Annotated in this window: 11 protein-coding genes; all 11 read right to left on the bottom strand. The window is 67.3% G+C overall.

Features of this window, described 5'->3' with window-relative positions; genetic code table 11:
- Window positions 1–16: 16 nt before the first annotated feature.
- The 11 genes from WC326_03405 to folE all read right to left on the bottom strand — a co-directional run bounded on the left by WC326_03405 (window position 17) and on the right by folE (window position 12,134).
- The gene (locus WC326_03405) at window positions 17–625 is read right to left on the bottom strand and encodes a hypothetical protein (protein MFA7330102.1); all 609 of its coding nucleotides are present in this window, start codon (window positions 623–625) and stop codon (window positions 17–19) included.
- A 1-nt stretch (window position 626) separates the two neighbouring features.
- The gene (gene pilM / locus WC326_03400) at window positions 627–1,685 is read right to left on the bottom strand and encodes a type IV pilus assembly protein PilM (protein ID MFA7330101.1); all 1,059 of its coding nucleotides are present in this window, start codon (window positions 1,683–1,685) and stop codon (window positions 627–629) included.
- Window positions 1,686–1,722: 37 nt separating this feature from the next.
- Window positions 1,723–3,546: a hypothetical protein gene (locus WC326_03395; protein ID MFA7330100.1), complete on the bottom strand. Its 1,824-nt coding sequence runs from the start codon at window positions 3,544–3,546 to the stop codon at window positions 1,723–1,725.
- A gap of 56 nt (window positions 3,547–3,602) precedes the next feature.
- Window positions 3,603–4,244 carry a hypothetical protein gene (locus WC326_03390; GenBank protein MFA7330099.1) on the bottom strand — a complete coding sequence of 214 codons (642 nt, stop codon included), beginning with the start codon at window positions 4,242–4,244 and terminating at the stop codon, window positions 3,603–3,605.
- Complete coding sequence (locus tag WC326_03385) at window positions 4,241–4,999, bottom strand: prepilin-type N-terminal cleavage/methylation domain-containing protein (GenBank protein ID MFA7330098.1); 759 nt, start codon at window positions 4,997–4,999, stop codon at window positions 4,241–4,243. The genes WC326_03390 and WC326_03385 overlap by 4 nt, the downstream gene beginning before the upstream one ends.
- Before the next feature lie 11 nt (window positions 5,000–5,010).
- Window positions 5,011–5,466 carry a hypothetical protein gene (locus WC326_03380; GenBank protein MFA7330097.1) on the bottom strand — a complete coding sequence of 152 codons (456 nt, stop codon included), beginning with the start codon at window positions 5,464–5,466 and terminating at the stop codon, window positions 5,011–5,013.
- Between the two features lie 24 nt (window positions 5,467–5,490).
- On the bottom strand, window positions 5,491–6,558 hold the full coding sequence (locus WC326_03375; GenBank protein ID MFA7330096.1) for a type IV pilus twitching motility protein PilT: 1,068 nt from the start codon (window positions 6,556–6,558) through the stop codon (window positions 5,491–5,493).
- 158 nt (window positions 6,559–6,716) lie between these two features.
- Window positions 6,717–7,124 (bottom strand): prepilin-type N-terminal cleavage/methylation domain-containing protein, encoded by a 408-nt coding sequence (locus WC326_03370; protein MFA7330095.1) that lies wholly within the window; start codon window positions 7,122–7,124, stop codon window positions 6,717–6,719.
- Between the two features lie 395 nt (window positions 7,125–7,519).
- Complete coding sequence (locus WC326_03365) at window positions 7,520–9,814, bottom strand: TonB-dependent receptor (protein ID MFA7330094.1); 2,295 nt, start codon at window positions 9,812–9,814, stop codon at window positions 7,520–7,522.
- Window positions 9,815–9,893: 79 nt separating this feature from the next.
- On the bottom strand, window positions 9,894–11,498 hold the full coding sequence (locus tag WC326_03360) for a FumA C-terminus/TtdB family hydratase beta subunit (protein ID MFA7330093.1): 1,605 nt from the start codon (window positions 11,496–11,498) through the stop codon (window positions 9,894–9,896).
- A 60-nt stretch (window positions 11,499–11,558) separates the two neighbouring features.
- Window positions 11,559–12,134, bottom strand: a complete 576-nt coding sequence (folE, locus tag WC326_03355; GenBank protein MFA7330092.1) for a GTP cyclohydrolase I FolE — start codon at window positions 12,132–12,134, stop codon at window positions 11,559–11,561.
- Window positions 12,135–12,140: the final 6 nt, after the last annotated feature.

Raw genomic sequence — 12,140 nt, 5'->3', positions numbered from 1 at the left:
GGCTTCCTTTGCTGTCCTAGGATTCCGGAGTGATCGAGGCGTCCTTCGCCAGGAAGCGCGGCAAGACCTTGCACTGGATTTCGAAGAGCAAGGCCTTCTGGTCATGGCTGATGATGTCCTGGCTGGAGGCGAACTGCACGCTCTCGAAGTCCTGGTTGAAGAGCTGGTTCGCCTTGAGCTGGTCGACAAAGGCCATGATGTTGTCGATGGGATCCTGCCCCTCGCGCACCTTGTGGATGCCCACGATGTACAGGTAGCCCTTTTCGAAGCGCACGCTGGTCAGGGCCATGTCATGGGAGACTTCCATGCCCATGCCCATGACCTTCTGGGTCCAGAGCAGGCGGCTCTTCTCCAGTTTGGCCAGTTTCAGGATGTCCCGCTTGGACAGCTTGTTGCCCGTGTCCGTCAGCTGCTGCAGGTCGGCCTTGACCTTCTCGATCTTCGCCTGCTTGTCAGAGATCATCTGATCCAGCTGCCGGTTCTCCGCCCAGGCCATCCAGCCCACGCCGACGGAGACCAGGGCAAACACGATGAGGAGGGCCCAGCGCTGGTTGTCCAGCTGCTGCGCGATGCGCGCGGCCTTGTCCTCGCCCTTGTTCAGGTTGATGCGATAGATGTGTTGCAACTCAGTCCCTCCTCAGCGCCAGGCCCACGCAATGGGCGAATTGCGGTCCCCGCGCCCCGGCCGGAGCGCCTTCCATTCCGGCCATGGGATCCCAGATCTCCACGGGCATGGAGAACTTGTCGGCCAGCAGCTCGGGCAGGCCGGGCATGGCCGCGCCGCCGCCCGTGAGCAGCACCTTGCCGAAGTCGCTCTTGCCGGTCTCCTTGGCATAGAAGCGCAGCGTGCGCCGCACCTCGTCCAGGAAGTCCTCGATCACCGTGCGCTGCTGCAGGGCCAGCGCGGGCTTGCCGTCGCTGCCGGCGCCGTGGAAGGCCTCCACGCCCTGGCGGCACTTGCGGGTCTCGGCCTCGTCCAGCGTGATGGACTGCTGGCGGGCCAGGTCCTCCGTCAGGTGGAAGCCGCCGATGGGGATCTCGCGGTAGAAGACCCGGCTCTGGTGCCCGGTGACGATGAACTGCGTGCCGCGGGCGCCCAGGCTCAGGAAGAGCACCAGGCCCTGTTCGGGCAGTTCCTGCGTCATGTTGTAGCTGTTGAGCAGGGCCAGCGGCTCGAGGTCCACCACGCCCGGCTTGAAGCCCGAGTCCTTGAGGATGGCCTCGTGCCAGCCGTACATCTTGCGCGTGGTGGCCACCAGCAGGATCCGGGACTTCTGCGGATCTTCGGGATCCTCGCCCAGGCTCTGGTGGTCGATGATGGTGTCGGAATCGTCCAGGGGCAGGTGCTTGCGGGCTTCGAAGATCAGGCTGGAAGCCAGTTCCTCGTCCGACATGCGCACCGAGACGATTTCCTTCATGCTGGTGGCCGGGCCACCCAGCGCCGACACCAGGGTCTTCACCTTGCCGGGATTGATGCGCATCTCGCTCATCAGCTCACGCAGTGTGAGCAAGGTCTCGGCACGGCGCAGCTTCTTGGGCTCGTAGCCCGTCTCGCCGCGGATCTCCCGCACCCCGGCCTTGAGGATCCGGGGAGTTTTGTGATGGGACTCGCACAGCACCGCCTTGATGGAGTGCGTGCCGATGTCAAGCCCCAGCGTCTGATTGGAACTTCCACCGAAGAACATGCGCAGTGTCCTTGCTATTGCTGATCGCCCGAAAAACTTACTCGTTCAATTCCGTCTGCCGCAGGCTGCGCCAGCGGTCATAATCCGGCACCACCATCTCCGTCGCCACGTCCTGGGCGCCGCTGTCGTAGGTCACGCGGAACCAGACCGGCGGCCCGCCGGAGAGGTAATTCTCATCGTAGCGGTAGTTCTTCTGCTGATAGCCGATCCAGGCGTTGCCCCAAGGCCCAACCGGGTTGCGGATGATGAAGCCGCGGTGGGTCTGGACGATGGAGCCGCAGATGTGGATCGTCCCACGCCGGTCATCCAGGTCGGGGGCCCCGATGCAGTCCGGCCGGGCGCCGCCGGGCGCGCTGTCCCAGACGGTGACGTTCGTATTGGACAGACCTTCGCAGCCCTCCACTTGGGGTGCCGGCGTGGGCACCGAGGCATTCCACGCCGTGGTCTTCCAGAACTCGGCCCCGAAGCTGCAGCCCACGGCGAAAATGGCCGCGGTGATGATCACGTCCCGCCGGCCCTGACCACATGGATTGCCGATGTTGCTGTCGCGGAGTCTGCCAGGTTCGAAGTCTTGCCCGCATTCCAAAACCGGGGTCATCATGCCGTTGGCGAAGCCGTTCTGCAGCGTGGCGGCCACGAGGATGTCCTTCTCGCAGGCCAACCCGATGCGGTTGGGGCTGCCCAGCGGGACCATGCCGAAGGGCGTGTTCTCCGCGGGCGGGTCGCCCGGGCAGGGCCCCAGGACCGTGTCCTCGGTGATGATGTTGTCCATGATGAACATGCTATCACTGGAGAGCACGGTGACCTTGCCGCGCACGATGCCTTCCAGCCGGCAGACGCCCTTGACGTAGATCAGCTCGCGGCCCGCCCCGGTGGGCAGGTACTTGGTCTGCCAGTCCAGCCCGCCGCCCAGGACGAAGAGCGTGTCGCCCCCCGGCCCCAGGCTGTCGGCGATGTACTGGGCCACGTGGTAGCGGCTGCGGTCGAACACGAGGTAGGTGGTCACCGGATGCTCGCTGCCACCGTCCAGGAGGATCTTGTCCTCGTAGGTGTGGCTGGGCTGGCGCTGTTCCTTGATCTGCTCGATGGCGCGGTCCGGCGGCCAGGCGATGCGCTGGTAGGGGATGATCCAGCCGCCCTGGAAGACCGCCGGGTACTGTCCCTCCAGCAGGTTGATCACCGCCGGCTCTGTCTGGCTGAACAGGCCGTAGAAGATCGGGTTGCCCGCCGGGGACATCTCGGCGGCGCCGTTGATGTGCACGCGGCCGTAGATGCGTTCGCCCACGCCGAAGCGGACGGGGTTGCCCTCCGGGCCGATCTCGCCGTTGGAGAAATACATGAAGCGCGAGAAGTCGCCGAAGGTGACGCCCACCGCGCTGCGGTGCATGACGGAGTGGTCGCGGCCCCGGTCGTCGCGCCAGGTCACCTCGCCCTGGGCGGACACGAAGTAGTAGGGCTTGGAGCTGGAGACGTCGAAGACCTTGTCCATCTTCAAATCGTGGTAGTTGAAGCGGAAGGTGTGCGCCGAGTTCCCCTCCATGTAGGCGGCGTCCATGATGTCGGTCAGGTTGTCGGGCTCGATCAGGTTGTTTTCGTCGGCGCCCGCGTCGGCCAGCTCCGGGTTGCGCATGAAGCGCGGCAGTCCGTGGACGGCCACGGCGTATTCCGCCGTGTAGCGGGCGTAGACCTGGGCGCGCTCGCGCATCAGCTGGAAGCGGTGCGAGCGGTTCTGCATGAAGTGCGAGGTGGCGATGCTCAGGGCGACCATGCTGAGGATGGCGGTGAGCAGCAGGATGGCCACGCCACTGTCCCCCGAGGCGGCCCAGTGCAGACTGGGACGGCGCTGCGTGATGTCCTTCATGGCGGACTCCTCCCTCGAAGTCGTGTTGGAGGCGGCTCCCCAGCGGATGGCGGTGTTCATTCGCCACCGCCCAGGTTCTGCTGACGCATTTCCTGGATGTGCTTGTTGGGAACCGTCACGATGCGGCGGAAGGAGCGGCTGATGCGCTGCTCCTGCTCCCGATCCTCCACCTCCAGGGTCAGCAGCACTTCCGTCAGGATGTTGGTGATCCGCGCGTTGACGAATTGGCGGTCCTGATAGGGCCGCAGACGGAAGTCCGTCACGTAGACGCGGAAGCGCTTGCCGTTGTTGATGCGCGGATCCAGCTGGGGGGGCGGAAAGTCGTCGATCCACTCCGGCCGGATGCCGTTGCGCTGGACGATCACTTTGCGATCCCCTTCCCGCGAGAGGGCGGTTTCCACCTGGCGGCCGGTGTTGAAGGAGCCCAGGAAGTTGAACTCGATGTCCTCCTTGGCCCGTCCGCCGGCATTGGCGTTGCGCGTGATCTCGTGGGCCGTGCCGAAGGAGTCGCAGGCTTCGGTCAGCACCTGGTCCGCGTAGAAGTGGAGGTCGTTGAGGATCTTGTCGCGGGCCATCTGGCGGGCCTGGACGATCAACACGGTGGTCAGGCCCAGCACCATGACGCCCATCATGGAGATGGAGACCATCAGCTCCATCAGGTAGACGCCCCTCTCGGAGCGCAGTCGACAGGGCTTCATGCGGACTCCCCTCTGACCCGGGACGGGTCGGATGAGTGGTTGAAGCGGTTCGTGGGGGGCCCCAAGGCCGCATTGGGCCGGAGACGGTCCCGCTGCTCGCGCTCGCGTTCCCAGAGCGGGGTGCGCAGGCGCAACAGGGCGGCATTGGGCAGGGAGACCACGCGGCGGTACTCCCGGCTCAGGCGCTGACCGTTGTCGCGGTCCTCCAGCTCCAGCACCAGCCGGAGCTCCACCAGATCCTGCCAGAGCACGTAGGGCATGTGCCACTGACGATCCGGGTAGTCGCCCACCGTCAGGTCCCGCACCGTGACGCGCTGGCGCCGGCCGTTGCCGCGCCGGGGATCCAGTTCCGCCGGCGGGAAGTCGTTGCACCAGTCCAGCCGCTGATTGTTGCGCAGGATCAGCACGTTGCGCCGTCGGTTGAGCAGCAGGCGGGTTTCCGCGGTGCGACCCAGGTTGCGGTAGGCGAGCCGGCGGAACTCCAGGTTCTCCACAAAGCGCGCGCCGGTCAACGGCTCGTTCAAACCGTTGGGCAGCACCTGGCTGGCCTGGGCGGCCGCGGCGGCGGCCTCGTCCAGCACGGCGTCGGCGTAGAAGTGCAGGTCGGTGAGCACCTTGTCCTGCGCCACCTGCCGCGCCTGCACCACCAGGAGGGTGACCATGCCCAGCACCACCACGCCCAGAATCGCAACGCCGGCCAGCATCTCCACCAGGGAGACGCCGGCGTCGGAACGCTGCGGAGCGTGGAGCCTCATGGTCATCCTTTCTAGCGCAGCTGGTTCACGGCCGTGCGCAGGGTTTCGCGGCGCATGGCGGTGCCCTCGGGCCAGGTGATGGACACGGTGATCTGGAAGGCGTCGATGCCCGCCAGGCGGATCAGGTCGATCTGGGGCGCCGGTTCGAACTCCGCCAGCACGTAGTCGCGCTCCCGGCGGTTGCCCGTGTCCAGGGCCACGAAGTGTCGCGCGCTGGGCCGCGGGTGGTTGATGCCGAAGACGTAGACCGAGGCTTTCCAGAACTCGATCTCGCCCTGCAACTCCTCCAGGGCCCGCATGCGGCGGTATTCCTGCTTGGTCAGTTCGTGGGCCTGGTAGATATTCTTTACCAGGGCCGTGGAGGTGACCATCAGCAGCAGCACGGCGATGAGCAGCTGCGGGTAGAAGGCGATGCCCGTCTCCCCCAGGATCCAGGCCCGCCGGGCCGGCGTCTCGTGTGGCCGCATGGTCCCTCCTTCCCGTCGCCGGGATCAGACGTAATGGTCGCCCAGCTCCAGATCGAAGACCTTGGGATTCTCCGCGATCTGGATGGCTTCCTGCCGGTCCACCTTGCCCTCGCGCACCAGCCGCAGCAGGTCGCCGTCCAGCGTGTGCATGCCGGACTTGGACCCGCTCTGGATCACGTTGGGGATCTGGAAGATCTTGTCTTCGCGGATCAGGTTGCGCACCGCCGTGGTGGCCACCATCACCTCCGTCACCACCACGCGGCCCTTGCCGTCCTTGGTGGGCAGCAGGCGCTGGGCCACCACCGCCTCCAGCGACTCCGACAGCATGGAGCGGACCTGCTGTTTCTGGGCGCTGGGGAAGATGTCGATGATGCGGTCGATGGTCTTGGTCGCGCTGGAGGTGTGCAGGGTCGCCAGCACCAGGTGGCCGGTCTCGGCCGCCGTCAGCGCCAGCTGCACGGTCTCCAGGTCGCGCATTTCACCCACCAGGATCACGTCCGGGTCCTCGCGCAGGGCCACGCGCAGGGCGCTGGCGAAGGAATGCGTGTTCGCCCCCACTTCGCGCTGGTTGATCATGCAGTTGCGCGAGGTGTGGAAGAACTCGATGGGATCTTCGATGGTGATGACGTGCTTCTCGTAGGCATCGTTGATGATGTCCACCATGGCGGCCAGGGTGGTGGACTTGCCCGAGCCCGTGGGCCCGGTGAGCAGCACGAGGCCGCGGTCCTTGAGCGCCAGTTCCGTCAGCACCTTGGAGGGCAGCCCCAACTCGTCCAGGGACTTCAGCGAGTCCGGAATGGTGCGGAAGACGGCCGAGGTGCCCAGGATCTGCTGGAAGAAGTTGACGCGGAAGCGCGCCACGCCTTCCAACTTGTAGGAGAAGTCCACCTCGTACTTCTCTTCGAAAACCTGCTTCATGCGGGAGTTCATCACCCGGGAGCCGTAGGTGTCCATCGCCTCCTGGGTCATCACTCCCATGTTCAACTTCTTCAGCGAACCGTGCAGGCGGATCATGGGCGTGTTGCCCACCGACAGGTGCAGGTCCGAGGCGCCCTGCTCCACCGCAAAAGTCAACAGCTGGTCGATTTCCACGCGGACCCCAGTGCTTGGTCAGGATTGAGAAGTGGCGTGTCCGGCGGTCCGGGCAGTCCAGTCACTCGCCCCGACGTGTGGTCGGGGACGGTCAAGTTGAGCGTGCCGGTCCGGCAAAGGGCCGGCCATCCGGAGGGACGGCCGACCCGCGCGATTCGCTAATTGCCGGCGGTCTTGGGGAAGCCGTAGCCTTCCCAGCGCCCTTCCTGGATGTTGAAGGTGACCACGTTGCCCGCGCCGCCCTTCATTTCGGCGGTGGAGGTGGCCTGGATCTGCTGGTCGCCGACCAGCTGGAAGGTCCACTGACGCATGGTGGCGTTGTCCAGCTCCAGGTAGCCGCCCTCGGTCATGATCGTCAGGTCCGACGGCCACGAGCCCGTCTCCTGCTGATAGATCTTGGCCGCGTTCAGGATGGCGTTGATCTGCACCTTGGCATCGGACGCCCGGGCGCCGCGAACGGCCTGGATGTACTTGGGCACGGCGATGGCAGCCAGAATGGCCACCAGGATCACCACGATCAGCACTTCGACCAGGGTAAAGCCGCGTTCGTCTTTGCGGAACTTCATTCCATGTCTCCCCGAGTTGAAAGGTTTCTGAGTGGCCCGCCGGCCCTCGCAGGCCTGGCCCCATTGAACGGTTTCCAAAGTAGGTACCTGCCCAGAGGCAGACAAGGACAAGGATCCGGAAGGGCGAGATTCCCTTCCCCGGCCGCGTCCATCAAACCTTACACCTTGCCTTGGCCCTTAACATGTCGCCGCCCCTGCCTGACGATGGGGCGACCTGAATCAGGCTTTCAGCCCGGTTTTCGGCCGTCTCCGAAACTGGTGCAAGAATTCGGCCAATAATTGCCCCCGCCGCTTCAGCAGCGGGAACCTGGCCGGCCCCCAGAGCGCGGCGACCCCGGCTGAGGTCCGGGGGCGCGCGGGAGCGGACAGGATCCACATTCGGCCCCGCGGGGGGCCTAAAACTCCAGGGTCAGCCCGTAGACCGGCATGATCCGCCAGCCATACCAGGTCTTGACCTCCCCGTCGCGGTGGTGCCAGTAGCGGTAGGCCACGTTTTTCTGGTTGTAGGCGTTCTCGATGTCCCAGAACTGGACCAGGTTGCAGCGCTTGCCCTGCGTGCGGTGATCCAGCCGCAGATCCAGCCGGTGGTAGACGGGCAGGCGCTCGCTCTGGTAGTCCTCCAGCCGGTGGCGCGTGTCCCCGGCCAGGGCGCTGGCCGCCGCGTCCACGGGCGTGGTGGGCAGGCCGCCGCTGATCCGCCACTTCAGGCTCATCTCCCAGCGGTGGTTGGGCACCCAGCCGAGAATCAGCGTGCCCATGTGGCGCCGGTCGAAGGGCCCGGGCCGCCAGGGACCGCTGGGGGTCTTGTAGCCGGAGACGGACCAGGAGTAGCTGGCGCTGCCGTAGGTCCGGTCGCCCAGCTTCTTCTGCGCCAGCAGTTCGAGGCCGTGGCTGCGGCCCGTCCCGCTGGAGCTCAGCCGCCCCAGGTAGGTGTAACCGTAGTAGCTGCCCGCGTCCGCCAGGGGCACGTCCGGGGAGAGCCCGCTGACGGGCAGGTCCCGGTAGCGGCGCGCGAACAGGTCCAGCGACACCAGCCATTCCGGCCGGGGCCGCCACTCCAGCCCGAGCTGGGCGTGCCGGCTCTTCATGCTGGTGACTGCCGTCCGGTCGTCGCTCTGCACGCGCCAGGAGACGGGCAGGCCCTGGGCGTAGCCGCCCGCCGCCAGGTTGAGCGCCCAGGCCGGCCCCAGCGCCTGGCGCAGGGAGGCGCGCGGCTGCAGATCCAGGCTGCCCGTGTCGTCGTCGTGGTCCAGCCGCAGGCCCAGCCGCAGGGAGCGGCCGGGGACGGGACGCCACTCCGCCTGGCTTAGTGCCCAGAGCCGCCGCTGCCCGTGGCGCAGGTCCAGGCGCTGATCAGGCAGGCTGTCGCCCCAGCTGGAGCGCATCTCCGCCAGCCGCACGTCGTGGACGGAGGCGCTGTGGTCCAGGCCCAGCCCCAGCGTCAGGTCCAGCCGCCGGCCCAGCCGGACCCGCTCGTGGGCCAGGCTGAGGGTCTGTTCGCGGGCCAGGTTGCGGATCCGGTTGCCGCCGTTCCAGGCGGAGAAATCGTGGTCGAAATCCAGCTGGTTGAGGGTGAGACGCCAGGACTGCAGCCGTCCGTCCGCCGCGGTCCGGCGCAGGGCCAGTCCGCCGGCCAGCGTGTGCTGCAGCTGGTCCACGTTGTAGTTCTGGTCCGGGTCCTCGGCCGTGGTGAAGCGGATGCGGTTGACGCCGCTGAGCAGCAGGCCCGACAGCCGCCAGGCGCGCGCCAGGTCCAGCTGGAACGAGCCGCCCAGGTCGGCCATCACCGGCGCGTTGGCGTAGCCGATCTGGCTCTTGAGCAGTTCCAGGTAGCTGCGCCGCGCCCCGGCCAGCCAGGAGCCGCGCCCGCCGGCCAGCGGGCCCTCCAGTTCCAGCCCCAGTCCGGCCAGGCTGAGAAAGGCCTCGCCCTGGCTGCGCTCGCGGTCGCCCTCGCGGAAGCGGATCTCCATCACCGAGCTGAGCCGGTCGCCGTAGCGCGCGTCGAAACCGCCCGGGGAGAAGTGCACCTGGTCGATGAAGTCCACGTGGATCATGCCCATTGGGCCGCCCGTGCCGCCCTGGCTGCCGAAGTGGTTGAGGTTGTGGATGGGGTGGCCGTCCACCAGGAAGAGGTTTTCCAGCGGGTTGCCGCCGCGGGCGATGATGTCGTTGCGCTGGTCGTCGGCGCCCATCCCCACGGAGGGAAGCGACTGCACCAGGCGGTTGACGTCCTCCGCGCTGCCCGGCGCCCGGCGGATCTCCTCGCGCCCGAACTCCTGGGTGACGGCGCCCGTCTGCTGACGCCCGGCGAAGTACTCGGGCCGCACGGTGAGCTCCGCCAGCCGCAGATCCACGGGCGCCAGCCGCGCCAGCAGCGGATCCTCCCGCCCCGGCCGCGCCACCACGTCCGTCAGCACCACGCTGCCGTAGCCCAGCATGCTGACCTGCAGCGACCAGGTTCCGGCGGGCACCTGGAGGATGCGGAAGCGGCCTTCCAGGTCCGTGGCGGCGCCCAGGCGCGGGCTTGCGCCCAGCAGTTCCACGTTGGCTCCGGCCAGGGGCTGCTGGGTGCGGGCGTCCAGCACGCTTCCCGCCAGGCTGCCGCGCGGATCGGCCTGCTGGGCGGCGGACAGCGGCTGCCCGCCGGTCAACCACAACAGGCCCAGGATGAAGAGCAGGGCGCGCCGCATCCGGACCGCCTCCCGTTCCTGCCGGCCTGGGCCTGCGCGGCACTTCGCACCCGAATACCGGCCCAGGCCCGCTCGACTGCTACAGCAGCTGCCGGAAGAAGTCGTTGCCCTTGTCGTCCACCAGGATGATCGCCGGGAAGTCACGCACCTCGATCTCCCAGACCGCCTCCATCCCGAACTCGACGAAGTCCAGGACCTTCTGGCTGAAGATGTGCTCCTGGGCCAGCAGGGCCGCCGGTCCGCCCGGGCTGCCCAGGTAAAAGCCGCCGTTGGCCTGGCAGGCCTCCGTGACCACCTGGCCGCGGTTGCCCTTGGCGATCATCACGTGGCTGCCGCCGGCTTTTTGGAAGGCGTCCACGTAGGGATCCATCCGCTGGGCCGTGGTGGGGCCGAAGGAACCGGTGGCCTTGCCGTTGGGGGTCTTGGCCGGGCCGGCGTAGTAGATCGGGTGGTCGCGGAAGTAGGCGGGCAGCGGCTGGCCGGCCTGCAGCATCTCGAAGAGCCGGGCGTGGGCCATGTCCCGGGCGACGACCAGCTTGCCGCTCAGGCGCAGCAGGGTCTTCACCGGGTACTGGGAGAGCTCCTCGCGGATCTCGGTCATGGGCCGGTTGAGGTCCACGGGCACGCTCGTCGAGGCGTCCAGCTGCCGGCCCGTCAGGAAGCGGCCCGGATCCAGCTCCAACTCCTCCAGCCAGACGCCCTCGGCGTCGATGCGCCCCTTGATGTTGCGATCGGCGCTGCAGGAGACGCCCATCCCGATGGGGCAGCTGGCGCCGTGGCGCGGCAGGCGGATCACCCGCACGTCGTGGCAGAAGTACTTGCCCCCGAACTGGGCGCCGATGCCCAGCCGGCGGGATTCCTCCAGCAGTTCGGCCTCCAGCTCCAGGTCGCGGAAGGCCGCGCCGCCGGGGCCGCCCTGGGTGGGCAGGCTGTCGTACCAGCCGCAGGAGGCCAGCTTGACGGTCTTCATCACGGTCTCGGCGCTGGTGCCGCCGATGACGAAGGTGAGGTGGTAGGGCGGGCAGGCCGCCGTGCCCAGGGTGCGCATCTTGTCCACCAGGAAGGGCTTGAGCGCCGCCGGGGTCAGCACGGCCTTGGTCATCTGGAAGAGCTGGCTCTTGTTGGCGCTGCCGCCGCCCTTGGCCACGAACAGGAAGCGGTAATCCGTGCCGTGGGAGGCCACGATGTCGATCTGGGCGGGGAGGTTGCTGCCGCTGTTCCTCTCCTCGTACATGCTCAGGGGCAGCATCTGCGAATAGCGGAAACTCTCCTGCGTGTAGGCCCGGAAGACGCCGCGCGAGAGGGCCTCCTCGTCGCGGCCGGAGGTGGCCACGTGGTGGCCCTTCTTGGCGTAGATGATGGCCGTGCCCGTGTCCTGGCAGAAGGGCAGCTGGCGCTCGGCGGAGATGACCGCGTTGCGCAGCATGGCCTGGGCCACGTAACGGTCGTTGTCGCTGGCCTCGGGGTCGTCCAGGATGCGGGCCACCAGTTCCTGATGGCTGGGCCGCAGCAGGTAGTTGACGTCGGAGAAGGCGCGGCGGGCCAGCAGGGAGAGGGCCTCGTGCCCCACGTAGAGCAGCTCGTCGCCCTGGAAGGCCTGCAGCTTCACGTCATCCTGGCCCAGCAGGGCGTAGGGCGTGGTGTCCGGGCCCAGGGGGAAGGGGTCGTGATACGTGAATTCCATGGCTCCTCCGATGCTCGACTTCTCTGTGACTTGCGCTCGCCGGGATGGGTGATCCCACTTTCAGATGGTCTTCATCCCGATGATCGACATGAACTCCGCCCGGGTCTCCTGGTCGTCGTGGAACTCGCCCAGCATGGCGCTGGTGGTGGCGTAGCTGTTCTGCTTCTCCACGCCGCGCATCTGCATGCACATGTGGCGGGCCTCCAGCACCACGGCCACGCCGCCGGGCTCCAGCACGCGCATCAGGGTCTGGGCCACCTCGTGGGTCAGGCGCTCCTGCACCTGCAGGCGCCGGGCGTGCATGTCGATGATCCGCGGAATCTTGGAGAGCCCGATGACCTTGCCACGCGGCAGGTAGCCCACGTGGGCGCGGCCGAAGAAGGGCAGCAGGTGATGCTCGCAGAGGCTGAAGAACTCCACGTCCTTGACGACCACCATCTCGCTGCAGTCCTCGTGGAAGACCGCGTCGTTGAGCAGCTTGCCCAGGTCCATTCGGTAGCCGTTCGAGAGGAATTCCCAGGCCTTGGCCACCCGCTGCGGCGTGCGCAGCAGACCCTCGCGCTCCGGGTTCTCGCCCAGGCGGGCCAGCAGTTCGCGGGTGAGTTCCTCCACCCGGGTCAGGTCGGCGGGCGTCATGTCAGG

It is taken from the genome of Candidatus Delongbacteria bacterium, from assembly GCA_041675285.1.
Taxonomy (GTDB): Bacteria; CAIWAD01; CAIWAD01; order CAIWAD01; family CAIWAD01; genus CAIWAD01.
This window is presented reverse-complemented; position numbering and strand designations above follow the sequence as displayed.

Coding starts and splice junctions, on each gene's coding strand:
- pilM (MFA7330101.1), bottom strand. CDS start 1,685: ATGTTCTTCGGTGGAAGTTCCAATCAGACGCTGGGGCTTGACATCGGC.
- WC326_03365 (MFA7330094.1), bottom strand. CDS start 9,814: ATGCGGCGCGCCCTGCTCTTCATCCTGGGCCTGTTGTGGTTGACCGGC.
- WC326_03380 (MFA7330097.1), bottom strand. CDS start 5,466: ATGCGGCCACACGAGACGCCGGCCCGGCGGGCCTGGATCCTGGGGGAG.
- folE (MFA7330092.1), bottom strand. CDS start 12,134: ATGACGCCCGCCGACCTGACCCGGGTGGAGGAACTCACCCGCGAACTG.
- WC326_03385 (MFA7330098.1), bottom strand. CDS start 4,999: ATGAGGCTCCACGCTCCGCAGCGTTCCGACGCCGGCGTCTCCCTGGTG.
- WC326_03360 (MFA7330093.1), bottom strand. CDS start 11,498: ATGGAATTCACGTATCACGACCCCTTCCCCCTGGGCCCGGACACCACG.
- WC326_03395 (MFA7330100.1), bottom strand. CDS start 3,546: ATGAAGGACATCACGCAGCGCCGTCCCAGTCTGCACTGGGCCGCCTCG.
- WC326_03390 (MFA7330099.1), bottom strand. CDS start 4,244: ATGAAGCCCTGTCGACTGCGCTCCGAGAGGGGCGTCTACCTGATGGAG.
- WC326_03370 (MFA7330095.1), bottom strand. CDS start 7,124: ATGAAGTTCCGCAAAGACGAACGCGGCTTTACCCTGGTCGAAGTGCTG.